The organism is Bradyrhizobium sp. URHC0002 (genome assembly GCF_054059515.1).
Map to the genome: position 1 here is coordinate 6832780 of NZ_JBSSCF010000001.1, position 23007 is coordinate 6855786.

At 62.1% G+C, this 23007-nt stretch carries 20 protein-coding genes and 1 pseudogene; 11 read left to right on the forward strand and 10 right to left on the reverse strand.

Annotation, left to right across the window (positions count from 1 at the left end; genetic code table 11):
• Positions 1–271 precede the first annotated feature (271 nt).
• From gor to ACVWVY_RS33450, 4 genes are all read right to left on the reverse strand, one after another.
• A complete protein-coding gene (gene gor / locus ACVWVY_RS33435; RefSeq protein ID WP_456630377.1) occupies positions 272–1657 on the reverse strand; it encodes a glutathione-disulfide reductase in 1386 nt (461 codons plus the stop codon).
• 116 nt (positions 1658–1773) lie between these two features.
• Entirely contained in the window at positions 1774–2316 is a 543-nt protein-coding gene (locus ACVWVY_RS33440) for a DUF2059 domain-containing protein (RefSeq protein ID WP_456630378.1), read from the reverse strand.
• A 24-nt stretch (positions 2317–2340) separates the two neighbouring features.
• Positions 2341–3039, reverse strand: a complete 699-nt coding sequence (rpiA, locus tag ACVWVY_RS33445; RefSeq protein ID WP_456630379.1) for a ribose-5-phosphate isomerase RpiA — start codon at positions 3037–3039, stop codon at positions 2341–2343.
• A 94-nt stretch (positions 3040–3133) separates the two neighbouring features.
• The gene (locus ACVWVY_RS33450) at positions 3134–3970 is read right to left on the reverse strand and encodes an SDR family NAD(P)-dependent oxidoreductase (protein ID WP_456630380.1); all 837 of its coding nucleotides are present in this window, start codon (positions 3968–3970) and stop codon (positions 3134–3136) included.
• Positions 3971–4037: 67 nt separating this feature from the next.
• Here ACVWVY_RS33450 and gph point away from each other — a divergent pair, with 67 nt between their 5' ends.
• The 5 genes and pseudogenes from gph (at position 4038) to ACVWVY_RS33475 (ending at position 8998) form a co-directional block, all read left to right on the forward strand.
• On the forward strand, positions 4038–4724 hold the full coding sequence (gene gph, locus ACVWVY_RS33455) for a phosphoglycolate phosphatase (protein WP_456630381.1): 687 nt from the start codon (positions 4038–4040) through the stop codon (positions 4722–4724).
• Positions 4725–4877: 153 nt separating this feature from the next.
• A complete protein-coding gene (locus ACVWVY_RS33460) occupies positions 4878–5333 on the forward strand; it encodes a hypothetical protein (protein WP_456630382.1) in 456 nt (151 codons plus the stop codon).
• A 156-nt stretch (positions 5334–5489) separates the two neighbouring features.
• Positions 5490–6479, forward strand: coding sequence for a GTP 3',8-cyclase MoaA (moaA, locus tag ACVWVY_RS33465; RefSeq protein WP_456632375.1), 990 nt, complete (start codon positions 5490–5492; stop codon positions 6477–6479).
• 380 nt (positions 6480–6859) lie between these two features.
• Positions 6860–7400 (forward strand): annotated as a pseudogene (locus ACVWVY_RS33470) (TRAP transporter small permease subunit).
• Positions 7397–8998, forward strand: a complete 1602-nt coding sequence (locus tag ACVWVY_RS33475; protein ID WP_456630383.1) for a TRAP transporter large permease — start codon at positions 7397–7399, stop codon at positions 8996–8998. The pseudogene ACVWVY_RS33470 and the gene ACVWVY_RS33475 overlap by 4 nt, the downstream one beginning before the upstream one ends.
• 146 nt (positions 8999–9144) lie before the next feature.
• Here the strand turns inward: ACVWVY_RS33475 and ACVWVY_RS33480 are convergent, their stop codons facing one another.
• A complete protein-coding gene (locus ACVWVY_RS33480) occupies positions 9145–10716 on the reverse strand; it encodes a winged helix-turn-helix domain-containing tetratricopeptide repeat protein (protein ID WP_456630384.1) in 1572 nt (523 codons plus the stop codon).
• Between the two features lie 156 nt (positions 10717–10872).
• On the opposite strand from ACVWVY_RS33480, the gene ACVWVY_RS33485 reads away from it, so the two are divergent.
• Positions 10873–11112 (forward strand): DUF1127 domain-containing protein, encoded by a 240-nt coding sequence (locus ACVWVY_RS33485; protein ID WP_456630385.1) that lies wholly within the window; start codon positions 10873–10875, stop codon positions 11110–11112.
• Positions 11113–11603: 491 nt separating this feature from the next.
• On the opposite strand, the gene ACVWVY_RS33490 is transcribed toward ACVWVY_RS33485, so the two are convergent.
• Positions 11604–12827 carry a Spy/CpxP family protein refolding chaperone gene (locus ACVWVY_RS33490; RefSeq protein ID WP_456630386.1) on the reverse strand — a complete coding sequence of 408 codons (1224 nt, stop codon included), beginning with the start codon at positions 12825–12827 and terminating at the stop codon, positions 11604–11606.
• Between the two features lie 222 nt (positions 12828–13049).
• Between ACVWVY_RS33490 and ACVWVY_RS33495 the strand changes: the two genes are divergently transcribed.
• On the forward strand, positions 13050–14831 hold the full coding sequence (locus tag ACVWVY_RS33495; protein ID WP_456630387.1) for an MASE1 domain-containing protein: 1782 nt from the start codon (positions 13050–13052) through the stop codon (positions 14829–14831).
• A 67-nt stretch (positions 14832–14898) separates the two neighbouring features.
• Here the strand turns inward: ACVWVY_RS33495 and ACVWVY_RS33500 are convergent, their stop codons facing one another.
• The 4 genes from ACVWVY_RS33500 to ACVWVY_RS33515 form a co-directional block, all read right to left on the reverse strand.
• Complete coding sequence (locus ACVWVY_RS33500; protein WP_456630388.1) at positions 14899–15987, reverse strand: TRAP transporter substrate-binding protein; 1089 nt, start codon at positions 15985–15987, stop codon at positions 14899–14901.
• 164 nt (positions 15988–16151) lie between these two features.
• On the reverse strand, positions 16152–17240 hold the full coding sequence (locus ACVWVY_RS33505; protein WP_456630389.1) for a TRAP transporter substrate-binding protein: 1089 nt from the start codon (positions 17238–17240) through the stop codon (positions 16152–16154).
• A gap of 182 nt (positions 17241–17422) precedes the next feature.
• Positions 17423–18556, reverse strand: coding sequence for an Mrp/NBP35 family ATP-binding protein (locus tag ACVWVY_RS33510; protein ID WP_456630390.1), 1134 nt, complete (start codon positions 18554–18556; stop codon positions 17423–17425).
• A gap of 295 nt (positions 18557–18851) precedes the next feature.
• Complete coding sequence (locus ACVWVY_RS33515) at positions 18852–19289, reverse strand: VOC family protein (RefSeq protein ID WP_456630391.1); 438 nt, start codon at positions 19287–19289, stop codon at positions 18852–18854.
• Positions 19290–19388: 99 nt separating this feature from the next.
• Between ACVWVY_RS33515 and ACVWVY_RS33520 the strand changes: the two genes are divergently transcribed.
• The 4 genes from ACVWVY_RS33520 to ACVWVY_RS33535 all read left to right on the forward strand — a co-directional run bounded on the left by ACVWVY_RS33520 (position 19389) and on the right by ACVWVY_RS33535 (position 22982).
• Positions 19389–20336 (forward strand): NAD(P)-dependent oxidoreductase, encoded by a 948-nt coding sequence (locus ACVWVY_RS33520; RefSeq protein ID WP_456630392.1) that lies wholly within the window; start codon positions 19389–19391, stop codon positions 20334–20336.
• Between the two features lie 200 nt (positions 20337–20536).
• Positions 20537–22141 carry a sensor histidine kinase gene (locus ACVWVY_RS33525; RefSeq protein WP_456630393.1) on the forward strand — a complete coding sequence of 535 codons (1605 nt, stop codon included), beginning with the start codon at positions 20537–20539 and terminating at the stop codon, positions 22139–22141.
• 45 nt (positions 22142–22186) lie between these two features.
• Entirely contained in the window at positions 22187–22390 is a 204-nt protein-coding gene (locus tag ACVWVY_RS33530; protein ID WP_212420533.1) for a DUF1289 domain-containing protein, read from the forward strand.
• Positions 22391–22430: 40 nt separating this feature from the next.
• A complete protein-coding gene (locus ACVWVY_RS33535; RefSeq protein WP_456630394.1) occupies positions 22431–22982 on the forward strand; it encodes a TIGR02281 family clan AA aspartic protease in 552 nt (183 codons plus the stop codon).
• Positions 22983–23007: the final 25 nt, after the last annotated feature.

Genomic DNA, 23007 nt, shown 5'->3' on the forward strand with positions numbered 1-23007 from the left:
GACGGACTTGTTCGCGACGGACGGTCCTGCAACTTCGGTTCCCTGCCCGCCGACGGCATAAGCGGCTGGGTCGGCTGCATCGAATCACGCGCCAGCGGTTGCGTTCGCATCGGCCCGGCAGATGATGATCCAGGTTTCGCCATCTGCATCAACGCGCCTGGGCGCGATTTGTTCAAACGTGTAGCCCGCATGAGCAAAGCGATATGCGGGACGGAGCACCCCGGATCTCGCCTCGCTCATCCGGGCTACGCCTCCACGCGCACGGCGAAGCCTACTCCGCCGCCTGCCTTACATGCCGCGCCGTCGGCGTCCGCATTGTCACCAGCTCTTCGGCGGCTGTCGGATGCAGCGCAATGGTCGCGTCGAAATCGGCTTTGGTCGCCTTCATTTTCACGGCAATGGCGACCGCCTGAACGATTTCAGCCGCCGCGTCGCCGACGATGTGACAGCCGAGCACGCGATCCGTCGTGCCGTCGACCACGAGCTTCATCAGCACACGGGTGTCGCGGCCCGACATCGTCGCCTTGATCGGGCGGAAATCGGCTTTGTAGATATCGACGTGACTGAATTGCGCGCGCGCCTGCGCTTCGGTCAGGCCGACGGTGCCAACCTCGGGCTGCGAGAACACCGCGGTCGGGATGGTGGCGTGGTCGACCTCGACGGGGCGCTTGCCGAACACGGTGTCGGCAAAGGCGTGGCCCTCGCGGATCGCGACCGGTGTCAGATTGGTGCGATGGGTGACGTCGCCGATCGCGTAGATGTTGTCGACCGAGGTTTTGGACCAGGCATCGACGGCGATGCCGCCATTCGCCGGATTGATGGCGACGCCGGCCTTCTCAAGCCCGAGATTGGCGACGTTCGGGTGCCGGCCGATCGCGAACATCACCTTGTCGGAGGCGATGCTCGAACCACTGGACAGATGCGTGGTGAATTCGTTGCCGTGCCTGTCCACTTTGTCGATGGTACAGCCGGTGATGATCGTAATCCCCTGCTTCTCCATCTCGGCGCGCACGTGCTTGCGGACGTCCTCGTCGAAACCGCGCAGGATGTTGTCGCCACGGTAGATCACGGTCACGTCGGAGCCGAAGCCGGCGAAGATGCCGGCGAATTCCAGCGCGATATAGCCGCCGCCCTGGATCACGATGCGCTTCGGCAATTCGGTGAGATGAAACGCCTCGTTCGAGGAGATGACGTGTTCGATGCCGGGGATTTCGCGGCCGTGGTTGGGCGCGCCGCCGGTCGCGATCAGGATGTATTTCGCGGTGACCTTTTCGCCGGTCATCAGCCGCAGCGTGTGGGCGTCTTCCAGCACCGCGCGGGTCTTTGCGATGCGCGCGCCTGATTTCTCGACATTGGCGGCGTAGATGCCTTCGAGGCGGGCGATCTCCTTGTCCTTGTTGGCAACCAGCGTCGGCCAATCAAAGGAGACGTCCGAGATGGTCCAGCCGAAGCCGGCGGCGTCCGCGATCTCGTGGCGGACGTGCGAGCCGATCACGAACAGCTTTTTCGGCACGCAGCCGCGGATCACGCAGGTGCCGCCCATCCGGTATTCTTCGGCGACCATGACCTTGGCGCCGTAGCCGGCCGCAATGCGGGCGGCGCGAACGCCGCCCGAACCACCGCCGATGACGAAGAGATCGACGTCGAACTCAGCCATATCAACCCCGCCCCGAAATCGGATCCAGCAACGTCTGGATCCGATTTCCTTTTTGTTTCGACGCGTTTTCTTAACGCGAACCGATTCCCACTTCGCTCGAAAACGCTATGCTTATTTTAGATATCCTTGCCGCGCTTCTTCATCTCGGCGCGGAACTGGCCGTTGATGACTTCGGCAAATTGCTGCGCCCACTGGTTCATATAGGACATGCTGAACTGGATGGCGCGGGGCTCGCTCGCCAGCAGCTTCTGGCCGAGCGGCGACTTGTAGAAGGTGACGAGATCCTTCAGCTCCTGCTCGGTGAACTCGTTGGCGTAGACCTGCGCCATGCCCTCGCCGATTTCCTTTTCGCGGCCGGCAAGAGTCTTCGCAACGATGATGGCGACCTCGTTGAGATCCTTCTGATAGTTCAGATTGCTCTGCAGCAGCGCGTTCTTGGTCTGCTCGACGAGATTCGGAACAGCGGCGGCGTACATCGCCGACGCGTTCTTCATCGCCAGGATCTCCTTGGCGGCAGCGATCGCCGCCGGCGAACCCGGCTTGAGGGCGGTCGTGGGCGCTGCGGGCGCGTTCTTCTGCTGCGCGTCGGCCGGAACGGCGGTCAGGGCCAGTCCCACTGCAAGGCCGGCCGCCGACAAAATCCGTGAAAGGCTCTTCATTCCAATTCTCCTCGATTACCGGCGTTACCGCCGTTCAACTACGCGAATTCCCTGAACACCTGCCAGGACGGCGATGCTGGCCAGGCCAATGAATAACCCGTGTTCGACGACACCCGGGATCAGGCTCAACAGGCCCGCCAGACGCGGCGCGTCCGTGATGCGCCCGAGATGGGCATCGACAATCCAGTGGCCGCCATCGGTGACAAAAACGTGGCCGTCCCTGCCCTTGCGGAGCCCCATTTGCCCGGAAACGCCGCTTTGAGCAAATGCCGTGGCCATGGCCCGCTGGGTGGCGGCCAGCCCGAACGGAATCACCTCTACAGGTAGGGGGAAACGGCCGAGAACATCGACCCATTTGGTATCGTCGGCAATCACGATCATGCGATCTGAGGCCGCCGCCACGATCTTCTCCCGCAGCAGCGCGCCGCCGCCGCCCTTGATCAGGTTCAGCGCGCCATCGAGCTCATCGGCACCGTCGACGGTGAGATCAAGGCGGTCGACCGCATCGAGCGTGGTCAGCGGAATTTTGCACGCTTCGGCCTGGGCGCGGGTCGCTTCCGACGTCGGCACACCCACCACGCGTAACCCGCCGGCAACCCTCTGGCCGAGCAGATCGACGAAATGCTTGGCGGTCGAGCCGGTGCCGAGCCCGAGCTTCATGCCATCCTGCACATGCTCCAGCGCCTGTGCCGCCGCCTGCCGCTTAAGTTCGTCCATATCCACGTGCCGAATGCCTCTGAAATCCGCCGATCCGCGGGCGCATATCTAGCGTCGTTTGGGCCTTGGGAACAGCACTTAAGGTCTTGCGTGAGGAAGATTATGGGGGTGAAACCCCGTCCATCGCGGCCAGAATGGCGGCAAATCGCGCCTCGACCTCGGCACGCATGCCGGGGTGCGTAAAAACGTAGAGTTGGTCTTCCCGGATTGCGGTGAGCACGCGCGTTGCGACGATGGCAGGATCGAGCCCCGCCTCGATCTGTCTCGCGATCTCAGCCACCATGGCTCCCGCCGGAGCGGCGGTATCGAGTGGCTGCGACTGGCCGTAGCGTTCCGGCCGGTTGCGCCCGCTCTCGCCGATGCGGGTGCGGACATAGCTTGGACAAAGGACGCTGACGCCAATGCCGTGCGGCTTGAGCCGCAGGCCAAGCCCCTCCGACATGCTGACGACGGCAAATTTGCTCGCCCCGTAAGGGCTGAATCCCAAATCGCTCTGCATACCCGCCATCGACGCGGTGTTGACGATATGGCCGCCTTCTCCATGGGCGCGGATGTGCGGCAGGAAGCTTTTGACGCCGTGGAGCACGCCCATCAGGTTGACGTCGATCACCCATCGCCAATTATCCAGCGAGATGTGGTCGATTCCGCCGCCGGCAGCGACACCGGCATTGTTGCAGACCACGTGCACATGGCCGAATGCATCGAATGAGGCCTGCGCCGCACGCTCGACGCTTGCCGCGTCGGCCACATCGCAGATGGTACCGCTTATATCCGGTGAGATTTCCTGCAGGCTTTTGACGGCGGCCTGCAACGCATCCGCCTCGATATCGGCCAGCATCACTTTCATGCCGGATTGAGCAAACGCCCGGCCGAGCGCAAGTCCGATGCCTGCGGCTCCGCCGGTCACAAAGGCTGTCTTGCCGGCAAGCTCTCGCATGGCGGTTCCTCCGGGGATTTGAACTTCCCTACTTGCATGATGCTTTGCCTGCCGCTAGCGAATTCCCATGACCCTTCCCCGCACCGTTGTCTTCGACCTCGACGGCACCCTCGTCGACACCGCGCCCGACCTGATCGCCGCGCTCAATTTCACACTCGACCGTGAAGGCGTGCCGCCGGTGCCTATGAAATCGGCGCGCAACATGATCGGCGCCGGCGCCCGCAAGTTGATCGAACGCGGGCTCGAACTGGAAGGCCGCATGATGAGCGTCGCAGACGTCAACCGGCTGATGAAGAATTTCATCGACTATTACGCCGCCCACATTGCGGATGCCTCGCGGCCGTTCGAGGGGCTGGAAGCCGCCCTCGATCAGCTCGCGGCACAGGGCTTCCGCTTCGCGGTGTGCACGAACAAGCTGGAATGGCTGTCGAAGCGGCTGCTCGACCAATTGGGCCTGAGCGGACGATTTTCCGCCATCTGCGGCGCCGACACGTTCGGCGTCTCCAAGCCGGACCCCATCATCCTGCAGCAGACGGTGGCGCGGGCGGGCGGCGATATGGCGGCGACCATCATGGTGGGCGACGCCGGCCCCGACGTCGGCGTGGCGAGGCGGGCCGGCATTCCCGTGATTGGCGTCGAGTTCGGCTACACCGATGTGCCGATCGCCGAATTGAAGCCCGACCGGCTGATCGGCCACATGCGCGATCTGCCGGCGGCGGTAGAAAGCCTCAGCAAGGCTCCATCCCGATCATAACTACCTGATTTATCTGTGGTATTTAGATCGCTAATACTCTGCGTTCATCATTCTTTAGCGATTTTGCCCTAATTGGTTGCAGCTTTGTTCTTGCGCTCCTATGGTTTGTCACTGGGATTGTGGCGGATTGCCGCAAAGTCAGGGTGATCGACCATGCATCGTGTCATCGCGATTGCCGTCGCCGGAGCGAGCCTCGCCGGCTGCTCGTCGTTTTCTCTTGATTCCTTCACGCCGGCACCGCCGATGGTGAAGGTTGCGCTGGAATCGGCGCCGCCGGGAGCGGATGCCACGACCTCGCTCGGACCGTCCTGCAAAACCCCCTGCTCGATCGACGTGCCCGCACCCGACGCCGGCTTCTCTGTCACCTTCGCTAGCCCGAAGTTCCAGCCGGTCACGGTTCCGGTCCAGGTAATCCGCAATCCCGGCGATTCTGCCTCGCCGCCGACGACCATCATCGAGCCGAGCCCGGTGTTCGCCGAACTCACGCCGGCCGCGCCGCCACCGAAGGTGCGCAAGCCGATGCGCCCGAAGAATCCGAAGCCACCCAAGGCGGCAGCGGCGCCGGCCCCTGCCCCTGCCCCTGCCCCGGCGCAGCCCGCTGCGCGCTGACCGCGCAGCACCCTGCTCCGGCAGGTTGCGGATTGTAGGCGCGCAGGAAGGTGCCTAGATTGTGCCAGCGACGTCGCGGGCAGCCCCGCGCCGAAACCAGCAAGGCAGGTTATGAGCGGTTCCTTGTTGACTTCATCCGATCAGCGGTTCCAGCCGATGGTCGATCCGTTCGGCCGGACCATCCGGTATCTGCGCGTGTCGGTGACCGATCGCTGCGACCTGCGCTGCTTCTACTGCATGTCCGAGGACATGACGTTCCTGCCGAAAGCCGATCTCCTGACGCTGGAAGAACTCGACCGGCTGTGCTCGGCCTTCATCGCCAAGGGCGTGCGCAAGATCCGTCTCACCGGCGGCGAGCCGCTGGTCCGGCGCAACGTGATGTCGCTGGTGCGCTCGCTGTCGCGGCATCTTTCAAGCGGCGCGCTCGATGAACTGACGCTGACCACCAACGCTTCACAACTGGCGCGCTTCGCCGGCGAATTGCGCGACTGCGGCGTCCGCCGCGTCAACGTCTCGCTCGACACGCTCGATGCGCAGAAGTTCCGCGCCATCACGCGCTGGGGCGATCTCGACAAGGTGTTGGCCGGCATCGAAGCCGCGCGCGACGCGGGCCTTGCGGTCAAGATCAACGCGGTGGCGCTGAAGAACATGAACGAGGAGGAAATCCCCTCGCTGATGGAATGGGCGCACGGCAAGGGCATGGCGCTGACGCTGATCGAAGTCATGCCGATGGGCGACATCGGCGAAGGGCGCATCGATCAGTACGTACCGCTGTCGCTTCTGCGTGCCCGCCTCGCCCAGCACTACACGCTGACCGACCTCGACGACGATACCGGCGGTCCAGCCCGCTATGTCCGCGTCGGCGAAACCGGCGGCAAGCTCGGCTTCATCACGCCGATGACGCATAATTTCTGCGAGTCCTGTAACCGGGTACGGATCACCTGCACCGGCACGCTGCACACCTGCCTCGGCCACGAGGATGCCTCCGATTTGCGCAAACCGCTGCGAGCCTCCGCCGACAACGATTTGCTGTCGGCCGCGATCGATCGCGCCATCGGGCTGAAGCCGAAGGGCCACGACTTCATCATCGACCGCCGGCATAACCGCCCGAGCGTCTCGCGCCACATGAGCGTGACCGGCGGCTGAGTTCGCCGATTTAATTTATCGATCACCCAAGCGCGGATTTATCAGGCCGGCCAATCAATTGGTCCCCGCGTCAATCTGTCCATTTTCCAATTGACGCCGCCGCGGCGCGCTGAAATGGTGCGGCTGCTTCACGCCAGCACGGCCGGAACAGGCCGCTGCATCCCTAGGGTTGCAGTCAAGACGGCGGTAGCGCGAGACGGGGGAGGACTTATCGTTGCAATCGCATCTGCGAAAGAGTTGCGACCTCGCGCGTTTTTCGCGCGGGAGCGAACCTGCGCGTTCGGTGCTGGACGGCGGCTCCAGGCCCCCGGCGCGAGATGGCAACGCAATATCAATGAAGACATCCGGCGCGCGTCGATGACGCGTCCGAGGAGAGCGTAATGCGCCCATTGTTGGCACTGAGTAACTCTATCGATTGGCTCAATGAGAAACTAGGCGGCGTCTGCAACTGGCTCGTGCTCGCAGCCTGCGTGGTGAGCGCCGCCAATGCAATGATCCGCTACGCGTTCGGCTACTCTTCCAATGCCTGGCTTGAATTGCAGTGGTACATGTTCGCCGTCTTCGTGATGTTCGGCGCTTCCTATACGTTCAAGAAGAATGAACATGTGCGCGTCGAAATTCTCTATCTGATGCTGTCCGAGCGCGGCCAGCTCAAGCTCGATCTGATCGGCACGCTGTTCTTCCTGATCCCGTCCTGCCTGCTGCTCAGCTATCTGTCGTGGCCGTTCTTCATGCAGGCCTACGCCGTCGGCGAGACCTCGAGCAACGCCGGCGGCCTGCTGCGCTGGCCGATCAAGCTCGTCGTTCCCGTGGGCTTCGTTTTTCCTGGCGCTGCAAGGCGTCTCCGAAGTGATAAAGCGCATCGCTGCACTGAAGGGTTATGTCGTGATCGATGCGAAATACGAGAGGCCGACCCAATGATCACGCTGGAAATGATGCCGCCGCTGATGTTCGGCGGCTTGATTCTGGCCATGCTGATCGGCTTTCCGGTGGCCTTCACGCTGGCCGCGCTCGGGCTGTCGTTCGGGTTCCTGTCGATCCATCTCGGCTTCTTCGACCTGAACTTCCTGCAGGCCATTCCGGGCCGCATTTTCGGCAGCGTGCTTTCCAACGAATTGCTGCTGGCTATCCCGTTCTTCACCTTCATGGGCTCCGTGCTCGAGCGGTGCGGTCTCGCCGAAGACATGCTGGATTCGATGGGCCAGTTGTTCGGCCCGATCCGCGGCGGCCTCGGCTATTCCGTCATCATCGTCGGCTTCATCCTCGGCGCGATCACCGGCACGGTGGCCGCGCAGGTCATCGCCATGGCGCTGATCTCAATGCCGGTGATGCTGCGCTATGGCTATAACGTCCGCTACATCACCGGCGTGCTCGCCGCATCCGGCACCATCACCCAGCTGGTGCCGCCCTCGCTGGTGCTGATCGTGATGGCCGACCAGCTCGGCAAGTCGGTCGGTGACATGTATCTCGGTGCGTGGGGGCCGTCGGTGCTCCAGATCGCCCTGTTCGCCGGCTACACGTTCCTGCTCGGCATCTTCAAGCCAAGCCACGTCCCTGCGGTTCCAAAGGAAGCGCGGACGCTGACGGGCTGGCCGCTCTGGCGCAAATGCCTGATGGGCATCATCCCCTCGGCCGTGCTGATCTTTGTGGTGCTGGGCACCATGATGCTCGGCCTTGCGACGCCGACCGAAGCCGGCGCGATGGGGGCGATCGGCGCCATCGTGCTCGCCGCGATCCACCACAAGGACTTGAGCAGCAAGGGGCACAAGATGCTCCTCATCGGTATCGCCGCCACCGGCATCGGCGCGATCATCGGAGTGATGCTCGGCGAGGGCAAATTGTTCAAGCTGAGCTTCGCGGTGGTCTATCTCGCCGTCGTCTGGCTCTGTCTCGAAGCCGTGCGCATCCCCGACCTGCGCGACCTGATCAAGCAGGGCTACGAGTCGACGATGCGCCTGTCCACCATGGTGGTGTTCATCCTGATCGGCTCGACGTGCTTCTCAGTGGTGTTTCTCGGCGTCTCCGGCGGCGTCTGGCTCGAGCACCATCTGACCTCGCTCCCGGGAGGCGTGTGGGGCTTCCTGATCTTCATCAATCTCTTCATATTCTTCCTGGCGTTCTTCCTCGACTTCTTCGAGATCGCCTTCATCATCCTGCCAATGGTGGCGCCGATCGCGCAGAAGGTACTTGCGCCGGTCGTCGGGCCGGATGCCGCGCTGATCTGGTTCGGCGTCATGCTCTGCGTCAACATGCAGACCTCGTTCCTGCATCCACCCTTCGGCTTCGCGCTGTTCTACTTGCGCGGCGTGGCACCCAAGGAGGTCAAGAGCTCCGACATCTATTGGGGTGCCGTGCCCTGGATCGGCCTGCAGGCGATCATGGTGGCGATCGTGATCGCTTTCCCGGTCGTGGTGACCGCCCTGCTCGACAAGCCGCTCGACGTCGATCTCAGCAAGGTCAAGATCGAGGTGCCGCAGATCGAACTGCCACCGCTCGATTTCGGCGGGCCTAAACAGTGACAAGGGCGTAAACTCGTAAAGCGATGGGCGTCGGTGGACGCCCGTCGCTTTGGCGCGCATGGCAGGCTGAAAGGTGCCGATGCAGGACGTCGGCTGGGCCGCGATCCAAAACTGGGGCGTGATGCGCGGAAGATGGCGCGTCGCACTTATTCTGGTAGCCCAGCCCTCACGAACGCTTCGCGAAATTTCATTCGGACTTCGGGCGAACGTGCACCATATCTCGCACCTGGGTCACGACGCCAACCGGGCGAGAGCCGGAGGCAATCGGCCGCTAACCTTTGAGCGTCTTCCAACCTTCCCGCACCCACGTAGCACGCAATCGCTACTTGTAGCCCCCCGGTGTAACAAGGAGACGCTCGGATAAACTTGTCCGCCCAGCCTGCCGCCTCTCCATACCTGCAAGCATTGAAGTGCGCAAAAGCAATTCCGATCATCGAAATGAAGGAAAGTGGATCACGCGGACTATGACGCATGCCGTGCTCAAAATTAGCAATCGCTGCATCCGAGCCACCGTCCCAGACTTGCAAGCATCCTTTCCGTCGATACGCGGGCGCGTAGTTTGGATTTGACCGAATAGCCCGGTCAACCAGTTCGATTCCCGCATCACAGTCCAAATGATTATGGAAGAGCGCATAGCCTATAGTGCTCAGAGCGAGTGCGTCATCCGTGTTCAACTCCTGAACATGCTTGGCGAAGCTCAAAAGCTGCGTATCATCAGCCGCAATGTCGGCAGGCCACCGATTGTTTCGTCGCCACAATAAACATGCCGTAGCGCCGCCGTAGGCGGCCGCAAAGGTCGGATCAATCGCTATCGCGTTCTTGAAGTGTTGAAGAGCGGCGTCGTTATTCTTCGGATTTGTGGGCCAGTGAATGTGGGGAAGGCCCCGATAAGTCTCGGTCACGGCATCGATGTTGCCGCTTGTTCCTCGGCTCGCTCGCTCCATCTCTGCACGATCGATTTCCGGCGCAATGGCTCCAACAACTTGCTGGGTTACGCTGTCTTGCAGGTCGAAAATGTCCTCCATCTCACCTTCAAATCGATCGACCCAAAGGTGCGCGCCGGTTGTTGCATCGATTAGCTGTCCTGAAATGCGAACTTTTCCAGCGGCTCTACGGACGCTGCCTTCCAGCACGTAGCGGACACCCAGGTCCCGCCCCACCTGCTTAATGTCGACAGATTTTCCCTTGTAAGCAAAGCTCGAATTGCGTGCGATGACGAAGAGCGACTTGAACCGCGACAACGCCGTGGTGATGTCGTCCACCATTCCGTCCGCGAAGTAGTCCTGCTCCGGATCGGAGCTTAAATTGGTGAAGGGGAGAATGGCGATCGAGGGTTTGTCGGGGAGCGCCAGAGTGGGCTTTGGCGGTTCTATCGGGTTGTCAGTGATCGCCACGCTTTCGGGCCTCTGCGCTTCCCGCACTGGTCCGACGAAACGGAAGCCCTTACGTGGCAGTGTTTTGATGAGGCGCTGTTCCTCGCCGGAATCGCCGATCGCGCTCCGGGCGACGTTCAGGCGCGTCGTAAGCGCCGCATCGGAGACGGTACGACCGTTCCAAATGGCGTTGATGACGTCGTCTTTGCTGACAACCCGCTCCCTGTTGCGGATCAGATAATCAAGCAGGTCGAACACCTGTGGTGCAATCGAGATGACGTCGGCCCCGCGATGTAGCTCGCGCCGGTCAGTGTCGAATGCGTACTCCTCGAAGAGATAGCGCAAGCTGCCAATCCCTCAGGCGGCCTCCGATCATCGGGGCTCTAGCGCCGCACGCAAAGAATAAGCCGCCGGTGAGGAAAATGTAAGCCGAATGTCAAGCGGGCTCGCTCGCACCCTGGCACCCTCACCTGGGTAGAAAACACACCCGGAAATACCGCCATGAGTACGACGTATGGTGCAACAGGGCTGGGACCGGCAACTGCAAAGCGGCAGGTCTACCGTCCTTTGGAAACATATTGGACCGCATTTCAGGAGTGGCGCAAACGCGAGAGATTGCGGACGGCCTTGAACGACCTGACGGACTGGGAGCTCAAGGATATCGGCATTGCGCGGGGCGAGATCGACTACGTCGCCTCGAACCGAGGTATCGACCCGCGAGGCATCCGATCTGCCGTATGAACGTCCGATGTCTGGTCGTGCTGAGGGCTGGAATTGGAAACGACCAGATGCACGATTGCCTAGAGGCCGACTACAGAATGGGTCAAAAGTCGGCATCACCGAACGTCGCGAAATCCCTTGGCGACCGTGTGATCTAGTTCACATCCTGCACGCCAACAGATGCCGTAGAAGCGTGATAACGGCGATGATCAAACACGGAGTTCGATCATGCCCACTATATTTGACGTGCTTTACCGCGAATTTTGCCGTGCGCGCCTCGCCGAGATGCGCAAGCAGCTCTTGCTTTGGCCAGGCCCCCCGGTAGCTCCCGAAGAGAATTGCGAGGCCAGCCACCCCGACGACGCTGCTGACTGTATAGGTTTAGGGTCCTCGCAGGAGGGGGACAGTCACGCGGAAAGAAGTCATTCTTGAACTTCGCGAAGCCGTGACCGTGGTGACGCACCACTCCTCTGGATCGGGCCGTGGCTCAGCAATGGCAACCGATCGGGAAATTACGCCGTTCGTTTTTGCCCGATCGCCTCGAACTGCGCCTTCTGCTCGTCGCTTAGCGTGGCATAGAAGCTCTCGAGCGCGGCGCTCACCAGATGGACCGCTTGCTGCATGTCAGCGAGCCGCACCTCCACTGCGTCAAGGCGAGCGGGTGGTGTGATCGCCTCTTTCGGCTGGCATTCGGCGGTCAGGATCTCGACAGCCCTGGCATTGGCGTCCTGCAGCACTTTAAGAGCCGCGCGCTGAGTGTCGTTCGGGTGTAGCCTGGCCTCGATCTCGTCCGCCGGCCATTGCAACACGGCAGGTTGCGCCGCGCCGCAACCTTGTGCAGACGCTTCCGTGATCCCGCTTGCGGTGGACGTCCTGCGTCGATCCTCGGCGAGTGCATCGAGCCGTGCTTCCTGTTCTTCTTCCAGCAGGTCATGGAATTTCCCCAGCGGCTGCCGCAGGACTAACACTGCCTGGCTCATCGCTCCGATGCGCTGGTGCATGGCGGCCAGCCGGTTCGGTGCGGTAAACGCCGTCTGCGTCAGACACGACGCCCGGATCATCTGGGTGGCGAAGACCCATGCGTTGGCAAGATCGTCCAAAGCGGCGCGCTGCGCCTCATTCGGCTGTATGGCCTGCTGAATCTGATTGATGGAGAGGCCGGCAATTTCGCGGCCGTCATCCCCGCATAGCTGCTGTAGCGGAGGGACTCTGCGATGCCTTCGGCCGTGTGGGCTCGGTCCCGAATAGGCTGCGAGATCATCACGGCCGTAAGGCGCAAAGATCGCGGCATAGACGTCAGGATAACCGTAGTCCCAGAAGCCGGTGCCCTCACCCCAGATGATGTAGTCGTTGATATCGTAAATGGCGAATGGCCAAAACAGCGGCCCGACCCATCCATATCCACCGTCGCCGTGTCGCCACCAACCCTTCGCGGTTTGACCGCCGTGCCAGCCCGCCAGCGCTGTAGCCGCGGCGATTTGCTTGCGCACGGCCGGGTTGCCAAGCCCGGAATCCATAGCGTTGCGCACGTTTTGCGATCTGACGGAAGTCGTTCGGATTTGGCCATGACGAGCAAGGGCACGACCGTGATGTAATCCCCCCAGTGACAATACGCGCGTGACTGCGAAGCGCGCGACCCCAAGGGGACTGATGCCAAGACGCACTCCTGCCAGGGCCGAACTCGACAGCAGGGTTGCCAGAACGACAACGGCAATTCCAATGCGGGTCTTCGACATGGCACCCTCCCGCGCCAAGCCTTGTCACGTCACTTTAGATGACGCCGGGAGGAACCGAAAGTTCCCTCCATTTGCCATGCAGACCAGGGCATCGCGCTGAAATCCAATGGCCAGCGCTGCTCATTAGCCGAATTGCCGAGCTTCGGAGCCCGCCTCGCGTGCAATGGCGGCAGGTCACGCGATTCCTGTGCTAAATAGGACCATGTGGGGAAGGAGCACCGGGTGTGGCAGAACCTACGACGGCGGGTTCAGCATGAGCTGTCCGCCGGCATCGACCTGACACGATGGGTTGGCTCGATTGGGCTCGCTGTCGCGGTGGGCATCGTTTATTTCGTAGCAGCGCGGCTTAGCCTTGCTCTGCTGACCAAACCAGAGGGTGTTGCCGTTTTCTGGCCAGCCGCAGGTGTATCCGCCGGCGCCCTGATCGCGCTCGGGTCCCGGGCGCGATGGCCGGTCGTTGCCGGCACCATGGCTGCAACCATCGCAGCGAATCTCTTTGGCGACCGGAATCTCTGGAGCGCCGTTCTCTTTGCCTTATGCAATGCCGGGGAAGCTGTGCTCGCGGCGTGGCTCATCGAGCAATATTTCGGCTCGGATTTCAGACTGGACAAGCTGCGCAACGTGCTGGGATTGGCAGCGGCAGCGATCATTGGGGCCGCCGTCTCTGGGATCGGCGGGACTCTAGCTTACAAACTGTTTCACAGCACGACGACGCCGATGTTGACGACCTGGCAGCATTGGTTCGCATCGGACGGACTGGGAATAATCACGGTTGCACCGTTGCTGATAGAGCTTGCCTCGGCCTCGCGCGATCGGCCGCCGCTGAGCGAGCTCGTCGAAGGTGCGTTGGCGGTCGCGGCGCTGGCCGTGGTGAGCGGACTTAGCATTTTCCTGCAGTCGGAGCTTTTGGCGACCGTTGGGCCGGTCGCCGTGTTGTTCGCACCGCTGCTATGGCTCGCGGCTCGTTGCCGGCCGGTTTTCGCCGCGGCGGCCGCGTTCATCGTTAGCCTTTCAATCGTTTGGACGACCACCTTTGGCATTGGCTATTTCGGCAATCCGGCTCTTTCAGTCGCCGACCGCGTCCAGGCGGCACAACTCAGCATTCTACTTGTGACGATCAGCGCATCGGTTCTTGCCGCGCTGTTTGCCGAAACCCGGGAGAAGCGGAGGTTGGCCGAGGCAGCTCTGCGCGCCAGCGAAACGCAACGCTATCTCATCGAAACCCAGAGGTTAGCCGCACTCGGCCGTCTCGTCGCGGGGGTTGCACACGAAATCAATACGCCGGTCGGCAACAGCCTCACCGTGGCCTCGACGCTCGCACACCGCTCCGCGAACTTCGCCGACCAGATCGTCTCGGGCCCGGTGCGCCGTTCCCTGCTCACAGAGTTCTCCGACGCTTGTCGCGACGCTGCAAACCAACTCGTCGCCAATCTCCAGCGCGCCGGAGAACTGATTCAATCGTTCAAGCAAGTCGCCGCCGATCGCAGCCACGCTGACCGGCGCACGTTTGACCTCAAACTTACGACCGAGCAGATCGTGGCCAGTGTGCGGCCGGGTCTGCCGAAATCCCGAGGTTCACTTGCAGTCGAGATACCCTCTGACATCACCTTCGACAGCTACCCGGGCGCTTACGGACAGGTGCTGACCAACCTCATCTTCAACGCCGTCACTCACGGCTTCACCGATGGACCTGGCGGACACATGCTGATCAAGGCGCGTCGCCTCGGCATGGAACAGGTCGAGATCATTTTCTCGGATGACGGCAACGGCATTCCGGAGGAAGTTCAGCGTCACGTCTTCGATCCGTTCTTCACCACCAGACGTGCGCAGGGCCGTACCGGGCTCGGCCTGTACATCGTGCATAATCTCGTGACGCAACAGCTCGGCGGAAGGATCACGCTCGTCTCCGCTTTGGGAAAGGGTACGACCATTTACATGACACTTCCCGTGCTCGCCCCCGGCCAGGGCGAGCCAACCAGCCCGGCCGATCGCTTCAAGACATAGTCGATGGCGCGGAAACCCCGGCGCTTTCGCCCCGGGGTTTCTGTTTGTCGGACTTGATAAGACGCGATCAGCTCTGCGGATTGCGCGCCATGAAGCTGTCGTAACCGAGCTCGGCGACCTGGAACCACTGGTATCCGTTGGTCGTGAACGAGTTCATCGACTCCAGCACCTTCTTGAAGTTCGGATTGGTCGCCGACGTTTCGGCATACAGTTCCTTGGTCGCCTTCAGGCAGGCCTGCATGATCGGCGGCGAGAAGCTGTGCAGCTTGGTGCCACCCGCCAGCAACTTCTTCAGCGACGGCGGATTGAGCTGATCGTATTTGGCCATCATCCAGCTATTGGCTGAATGGCCTGCCTGCTCGAGGGCGCTCTGATAGTACTTCGGCAGCGAATTCCATTTGTCCAGGTTGACGATGCCGAGCAGCATCGGGCCTCCCTCCCACCAGCCGGGGTAGTAATAATGCGGCGCGACCTTGTTGAAGCCGAGCTTCTCGTCGTCATAGGGCCCGACCCATTCTGCCGCATCGATCGTGCCTTTTTCGAGCGCGGGATAAATGTCGCCGCCTGCAAGTTGCTGCGGCACGACGCCCAGTTTCTGCAACACGCGACCGGCAAAGCCGCCGATGCGGAATTTCAGTCCCTTGAGGTCATCGACGGTGTTGATTTCCTTGCGGAACCAGCCGCCCATCTGGCAACCGGTGTTGCCCGCCAGGAACGACGTGACGTTGTAGCTCTTGTAGAACTGGTTGAGCAGCTCCCTGCCGCCGCCCAGCATGTACCACGCCTGGTTGATGCGCTGGTTGGGTCCGAACGGCACAGCGGTGCCAAAGGCAAAAGTCGGGTCCTTTCCGAAATAATAGTAGGACGCGGTGTGACCCATTTCGACGGTGCCGTTCTGCACGGCATCGAGAACCTGCAGGCCGGGAACGATTTCGCCGCCAGCAAAAGTCTGGATCTGAAATTTGTTGTCGGTGGCTTCGGCAACCTGCTTGGCCATCACCTCTACCGCACCCCACAGGGTGTCGAGCGATTTCGGCCAGCTTGCTGTCAGGCGCCATTTGAGTTCCGGCATCGATTGGGCAATAGCAGGAGCCGCCAGCGTTGCGGCGCCAGCCGCGCCAATGCCTGTGACTTTAAGAAAATCTCTTCTTTTCATCGAATCCATCCCTGTTGGTGATGCGTGTCATGGCCTTCTTGGCGAGGCCTTCACCGCCAGCATGGAACAACCGGTTCCCGATTTCCATCCCGAACTATACGGACAAACGAAAAAGCCCGGCCTTCTTGCGAAGGCCGGGCTGCTTTCTACGACTTAAGGCGTAATCAGCCGCGCGTGCGCGAGCGGATCATGAAGCTGTCATAGGTGTATTCGGCAACCTGCCACCACAGATACTGGTCGGAGCGGTAGGCCTGCATCGCGTCAATCGACTTCTTGAAGTCGGCATTCTTGCCCGAAATTTCGGCCCACAATTCGTTGGTGGCCTTCAGGCAGGCTTCCAGCACTTCATTGGTGAAGGGACGAAGCTGGGTGCCGCCGGCGACCAGACGCTTCAGCGCCGTCGGGTTCTGCATGTCGTAACGCGCATTCATCCAGGTGTTGGCGTTGGCGCACGCGTTGGTCAGGATCGCCTGGTAGTTCTTCGGCAGCGAATTCCACTTGTCGAGATTGACGAAGGAGTGGACCGTCGGACCGCCTTCCCAGAAGCCCGGATAGTAGTAGTACTTCGCAACCTTGGCGAAACCGAGCTTTTCATCGTCGTAGGGACCGACCCACTCGGCCGCGTCAATGGTGCCCTTTTCGAGCGCGGGATAGATGTCGCCGCCGGCGAGCTGCTGCGGCACCACGCCGACCTTCTGCAACACCTGACCGGCGATGCCGCCGATGCGCATCTTGAGGCCCGACAGGTCGGCAACCGTCTTGATCTCCTTGCGGAACCAGCCGCCCATCTGGGTACCGGTGTTGCCGGTGGGGAAACCGATCACGCCGAACTTCTTGAAGAACTCGTTGCCGAGTGCCTCGCCGCCGCCCTGATACCACCAGGAGTTCGCCTGACGCGCGTTGAGGCCGAACGGAACCGAGGCGAAGATCGCAAAGGTCGGATCCTTGCCGACGTAGTAATACGAGACGGTGTGGCACATCTCGACGGTGTTGTTGGAGGTCGCATCGAGCGCCTGCAAGCCCGGAACGACTTCGCCGGCCGCGAACACCTGAATCTGAAACTTGTTGTCGGTCATTTCAGCGACGTATTTCGACACCTGTTCAGCGCCGCCATAGATGGTGTCGAGCGATTTCGGGAAGCTCGACGTCAAGCGCCATTTGATCTCAGGCGATGATTGCGCGATCGCCGGCGAGGCAACGGCTGTCGCGGCAGCACCGGCCGCTGAAACCTTCAAAAAATCACGACGCTTCATTCAATTCTCCTTACGACGGGGCGTTTCCCATATTCCTCGAGCACGTCCTCCGGCGGGCGAATTCCACGTCATCCGGGGCGCTCTGGCGGGGCGGCTTTAACACGGAAGTTGGCTATCGAATACGCGACAAAGGCATGACTGCACTGATTAAACCAAAGTCTTAGGGGGAACGGATAAGGGCCTCAGGCCGCGGCGATCGCGCCCTGAAGCTGGTCGCGAACCCGGGTCCCGATGGCCCGGTAGATCGCGGCATGCGGGCCGTCCGGCTCACTCGCCACCACCGGGTTACCGTCATCGGAGGTAGTTCTGATCGACATATGCAGCGGAATCTCGCCCAGGAACGGGACACCCAGCCGTTCTGCTTCATGCCGCGCGCCGCCATGACCGAAAATGTCCGAGCGCGTGCCGCACTCGGGGCACTGGAAGTAGCTCATGTTCTCGACGATGCCGAGCACCGGCACGTTGACCTTCTTGAACATCGCGAGTCCTCGCCGCGCGTCGATCAGCGAGAGATCCTGCGGGGTCGAGATGATCACGGCTCCCTTCAGCGGCACATTCTGCGCCAGCGTCAATTGCGCATCGCCCGTGCCGGGCGGCATGTCGACGACCAGAATATCCAGCGTTCCCCACGCCACGTCGCGCAGCATCTGGGTGATCGCCGACATCACCATCGGCCCGCGCCAGATCATCGCGGTGTCTTCCTCGACCAGAAAGCCGATCGACATGATGGCAAGGCCGAAACGCTGAATCGGAATCATCTTCCTGTCGTCATTGAGTTGCGGCTTCTCATTGATGCCGGTCAGCCGCGGCACCGACGGGCCGTAAATGTCGGCATCGAGCAGGCCGACGCGCAGGCCGAGATCGCGCAGACCCAGCGCCAGGTTGAGCGCGGTGGTCGATTTGCCGACGCCGCCCTTGCCCGAGGCCACCGCGATGACCGCGGCAACGCCCGGGATCTCCGCCTGTTTCGACATCGGCGACGCCCCGCCTTGCGGCGGGCGGTGCGCGGAAGCCGGTTGCACGCCATGCGCGTGCCGATGCGGCGCAGGCGCAGGTGGCGGCGAGCCGGGCTTGCGCTCAGCCGTCAGCGCGATCATCGCAGCAGTGACGCCGGGGATCGCGCGCACGGCGGCCTCGGCCTGCGCGCGCACGCTTTCCCAGGCGCGGGCTTCCGCAGCGTCGACGTTGATGGAAAAGAACACCTTGCCGTCGGTGACCGAGATCGCCGACAGCACGTTGGCATTGGTCAAGGGCACGCCACGCGGCGAGGCCACCTGTTTGAGGGAATCCAGAACCTGTTGCTGCGTAACGCTCACTCGAGGATCTCCTGAAGCCCTTTCGGTTCTAAGTGAGAACCAGGCTCTACTCTCTTGTATTGACGCGCTTTCTTGACGCGACCCGCTTCCCCTCGGCGCACATCCGAAAAGCGGGCCTCGTTGCAAAGCGCTAGAGCGTGATGATATTTCTCCGAAACACCATCCGCTCTATCTCTTTGATTTGAGCATGATCTCCGCGCAAACGCTTCCGCGTTTGTCGCGAGGGAAAACCGGTGCCGACCTTTCCGGATCATGCTCGTCCGATGCGACCCATAGAGCGGTTCAGCGCAAAAGGCTACCTCGCTCCGACGTCGTCCCGTCGCTCGGCCGGCGCCGCGACGCCCTGCTCCTTGGCGGCCTCGTAGTTCAGCTCGATCATGACGCCGTTGGGGTCATTGACGAAGATCTGCCAGAGGTCGCCGCCCGGCACCTGCCGGGAGTCATATGCCATGCCCTTCTGCTCCAGCCGCCGCTTCATGCCGTCAAAGCCGTAGCTGGCAAACGCGACATGGTGGACGACGCCGGAATCGGGCTTCTGCGGTTCCTCGGTCCTGGAGATATCGACGAGGTGCACCACCGCCTTGCCTTCGCTGTACATCCACGCCCCGGGGAAGGCAAAGTTCGGCCGGGCGCCCTTTTCCAGGCCCAGAATGTCTTCATAGAAACGGACCGTGTCGGAAAGGTTGCGGGTCCGGATGTTGAAATGGTCGAGCACGCCCACGCTGACGCCCATGCGATGTCACTCCCTTTTTTGTGAGGTTCTTCAGCGTCCTATCCTAGCACAGATCCGCCCCCGCCCGCCAAACGAAGGCGTTGCCCTGCCCTGCGCAGCTTGTATGGTGCGGCTCCCTCAAAAACACCCGTCCGGCCAGCCCAATGTCGCCGGCAAAACTTCAAGGTAACACACATGGCTAAAGTCGCTTTTCTCGGTCTCGGCGTCATGGGTTTCCCCATGGCAGGACATCTGGTGAAAAAAGGCGGCCACGAAGTGACCGTGTACAACCGGACCGGCGCCAAGGCGAAGGAATGGGCGGACAAGTTCGGCGGGCGCACCGCGCCGACGCCGAAGGCAGCGGCCGAAGGTCAGGACTTTGTGATGTGCTGCGTCGGCAACGACAATGACCTGCGCGCGGTCACGATCGGCGCCGACGGCGGCTTCGCCGGCATGAAGAAGGGCGCCATCTTCGTCGACCACACCACTGCCTCCGCCGAGGTTGCCCGCGAGCTCGACGCCGCCGCCACCAAGGCAGGCTTCAAGTTCATCGACGCGCCGGTGTCCGGCGGCCAGGCGGGCGCGGAAAACGGCGTGCTAACGGTGATGTGCGGCGGCAAGGAAGACGCCTATGCCGCGGCCGAGCCGATCATCGCCGGCGCCTACGCGCGGATGTGCAAACTTCTCGGGCCTGCCGGCGCCGGCCAGCTCACCAAGATGGTCAACCAGATCTGCATCGCGGGTCTGGTGCAAGGCCTGTCCGAGGGCCTTCATTTCGCAAAGAAGTCGGGACTGGACGTTACGGCCGTGGTCGAGACCATCTCCAAGGGCGCGGCACAGTCCTGGCAGATGGAGAACCGCTACAAGGCCATGAACGAGGGCAAGTTCGATTTCGGCTTTGCGGTCGAATGGATGCGCAAGGATCTCTCGATCTGCATCACTGAGGCCCGCCGCAACGGCGCCAACCTGCCGGTGACCGCTTTGGTCGATCAGTTCTACGCCGAGGTCGAGAAGATGGGCGGCAAGCGCTGGGATACGTCGAGCCTGATGGCCCGGCTGGAGCGGTGAGTTAAAAAAACCGGTTAAAGTAGCTGAACGGGCCCCGCTTCTTGTCCCTGCAGAAGCGGGGTTCCCTTGCGGGAACAGGTTAATTTTAACTTCCCGTTAACGGATATTTTTAGCTCTTTAAGTCATCGCTTAATGATTTAGCGGCACAGATAGACAATGCAAAAGCCCGCGCGGTTCGCGGGCAGGATTTGTGTTGTTCGATGAGTAACCCCGCAGAAAAGCCTGAGGTTGTCCAGCTTCCGGCAGAAGCGCCGGTCACAGCGCCGGTCAACACCCGGCGCGTGGCGGCGCAGCGGGTGCGCGAGGCGCGGGATCGGTTAACGTCATCGAGCGGCACCCGCCCGGCCTTCGATACCGAATTGCTCCGGCAATACGCCCAGACCCGGATATCGGCCTCCTTTGTCGTCATGCTGCTGGTGGTTGCGACCGGCGTGCTGTTCGGCCTCTGGAAGTACGCCGTGCCGGCCGCGGTCTGGACCGTCGGCATGCTCTGCATCCATGCCGCCATCATCCGCAACTGCTGGCGCTTCCTCCGGGAGCAACCCTCGCTGGCCGCCACGCGCAGATGGCAAACCCGGTTCGTGCTGCTCGACCTGCTCTACGGCCTGTGCTGGACGGCGATCCTGCTGCATCCGGCCGGCCTCGACGTCGTCTCGAACACGATGATGATGTTCCTGATGCTGCTGGTGATCGCGGTGTCGAGCATGCTGGCGGCGACGCTCCCGATCGCGGCGATGGCGGCGACCGCGCCGGTGACGGCCGCGATCGCGCTCAATTTCATCATGGGCGGTACCTTCGACAATTACGCGCTCGCGCTGCTTGCGGTCGCCGCCGAAGCCTATTTCGCCCTGCTCGCCCATCAGCTCCATTCGACGACGCTGGCGACCCTGGAAGCGCGCGCCGAAAAGGACGCGCTGATCGGCGAACTCGAACAGGCCAAGGCGATCTCGGACGAAGCGCGGCACCGCGCCGAATCCGCCAACGTCGCCAAGTCGCGCTTTCTGGCGCAGATGAGCCATGAGCTGCGAACGCCGCTGAACGCGATCCTCGGCTTCTCCGAGGTGATGAAGAGCGAAATTTTTGGCGCGCATACGGTGTCGGTGTACAAGGAATATTCTGCCGACATCCATAGTTCGGGCGTTCATCTGCTCAATCTCATCAACGAGATTCTCGATCTGTCGCGGATCGAGGCCGGCCGCTACGAACTGAACGAGGAAGCGGTGTCGCTGGTGCACGTCGTTGCCGACTGCCATCATCTGTTGAAGCTGCGCGCGACCAACCGCGGCATAACCATCCACGAGGTGTTCGAGCACGGCATGCCCAGGATCTGGGGCGACGAACGCGCCACGCGCCAGGTCGTGCTGAATCTGCTGTCCAACTCGATCAAGTTCACCCCGCAAGGCGGCGAGATCTGGCTCAAGGTGGGCTGGACCGCTTCCGGCGGCCAATATCTGAGCGTCAAGGACAACGGCTCCGGCATCGCCGAGGACGAGATTCCGATCGTGCTGGCTTCGTTCGGCCAGGGCTCCAACTCGATCAAGTCGGCCGAACAGGGCGCGGGGCTGGGCCTTCCGATCGCAAAGAGCCTGATCGACATGCACGGCGGTACCTTCACGCTGAAATCGAAATTGCGCATCGGCACCGAAGTCATCGTCACCTTCCCGCCGGAGCGCGTGATGAGCGCGCTGGCGCCGATGGCCGAGGAGGCCCCGCCCCTGCAGCCGGAACCCACCGTCGCAACGGCCGCCGACGACAAGCGGCGGACGCGTCACAAACCGATCATGAGCGCAGGAACCGGTCTGTAGCTGGAGCCCTTGCGTTGGGTACGCAAACCATTTCACTATCGATAAATGAGCAAAGAAACGCCGTGTATCGCAGTCTGTATGATGGACCCCAGAACCAAACTCTGCTTCGGCTGCGGACGAACGCTGCCGGAGATCGCGCGCTGGCACCGCATGGAGACAGCGGAGCGATTAGCCGTGATGGAAGGGCTTGCGGCACGCATGGCCGAGGCCGGACTCGTGCAGATGCCGCCGCGCGCCGAGCACGGCTGATCCCGAGACTAATCCTGGGACGAACCGGCGGAGGCGCGCAGTGATCCGCATCATGCTCGTTCTAGCGATGCTCGCCGCCACCGCCGGCGCCGTCGTCGCCTATGGCGATCCGGACCAGATCGTGCGCGCCAGCAACTCGGTCACGAAAATGCTGCGGCAACACAGCCTGGAGCCTGCGCCCGCCGTGCAGATCGCGCGTGGCAAGGCCGGCGAATTCGCGCTGCATGCCAAGATCAACGGCGTCAAGGCGCCGATGGTGATCGACACCGGCGCGACGTCGGTGGTGCTGACCTGGGAGACGGCCAAGGCGATCGGCCTGCCGATCGAGATGCTCGAATACAATGTCGACGTCGAAACCGCGGGCGGCCACACCAAGGCGGCGCGCCTGACGCTCGATCGCCTCGCGGTCGGAGGGCTCGTCGAGAAATCAATTCCGGCGCTGGTGGTGCCGCGCGGGCAGATGAAGACCAACCTGCTCGGCATGAGTTTTCTGGATCGGCTGGAAAGCTGGGGCGTGCAGGCCGACAAGGTGATGCTGCACGGCTATCCCGACGTCGCAGGCCGCCACAAGCGCCGCGCGGCTGCGAACTAGGGGCGTGGACTCATATCCTGTCCGC

What these genes read in the sequence shown, in the direction of transcription:
- ACVWVY_RS33500 (WP_456630388.1), bottom strand. Translation starts at nt 15,987, where the DNA reads ATGAAAAGAAGAGATTTTCTTAAAGTCACAGGCATTGGCGCGGCTGGC.
- ACVWVY_RS33450 (WP_456630380.1), bottom strand. Translation starts at nt 3,970, where the DNA reads ATGCGAGAGCTTGCCGGCAAGACAGCCTTTGTGACCGGCGGAGCCGCA.
- ACVWVY_RS33525 (WP_456630393.1), top strand. Translation starts at nt 20,537, where the DNA reads ATGAGTAACCCCGCAGAAAAGCCTGAGGTTGTCCAGCTTCCGGCAGAA.
- ACVWVY_RS33530 (WP_212420533.1), top strand. Translation starts at nt 22,187, where the DNA reads ATGAGCAAAGAAACGCCGTGTATCGCAGTCTGTATGATGGACCCCAGA.
- ACVWVY_RS33505 (WP_456630389.1), bottom strand. Translation starts at nt 17,240, where the DNA reads ATGAAGCGTCGTGATTTTTTGAAGGTTTCAGCGGCCGGTGCTGCCGCG.
- ACVWVY_RS33490 (WP_456630386.1), bottom strand. Translation starts at nt 12,827, where the DNA reads ATGTCGAAGACCCGCATTGGAATTGCCGTTGTCGTTCTGGCAACCCTG.
- ACVWVY_RS33460 (WP_456630382.1), top strand. Translation starts at nt 4,878, where the DNA reads ATGCATCGTGTCATCGCGATTGCCGTCGCCGGAGCGAGCCTCGCCGGC.
- ACVWVY_RS33440 (WP_456630378.1), bottom strand. Translation starts at nt 2,316, where the DNA reads ATGAAGAGCCTTTCACGGATTTTGTCGGCGGCCGGCCTTGCAGTGGGA.
- ACVWVY_RS33485 (WP_456630385.1), top strand. Translation starts at nt 10,873, where the DNA reads ATGAGTACGACGTATGGTGCAACAGGGCTGGGACCGGCAACTGCAAAG.
- gph (WP_456630381.1), top strand. Translation starts at nt 4,038, where the DNA reads ATGACCCTTCCCCGCACCGTTGTCTTCGACCTCGACGGCACCCTCGTC.
- gor (WP_456630377.1), bottom strand. Translation starts at nt 1,657, where the DNA reads ATGGCTGAGTTCGACGTCGATCTCTTCGTCATCGGCGGTGGTTCGGGC.
- ACVWVY_RS33475 (WP_456630383.1), top strand. Translation starts at nt 7,397, where the DNA reads ATGATCACGCTGGAAATGATGCCGCCGCTGATGTTCGGCGGCTTGATT.
- ACVWVY_RS33515 (WP_456630391.1), bottom strand. Translation starts at nt 19,289, where the DNA reads ATGGGCGTCAGCGTGGGCGTGCTCGACCATTTCAACATCCGGACCCGC.
- moaA (WP_456632375.1), top strand. Translation starts at nt 5,490, where the DNA reads ATGGTCGATCCGTTCGGCCGGACCATCCGGTATCTGCGCGTGTCGGTG.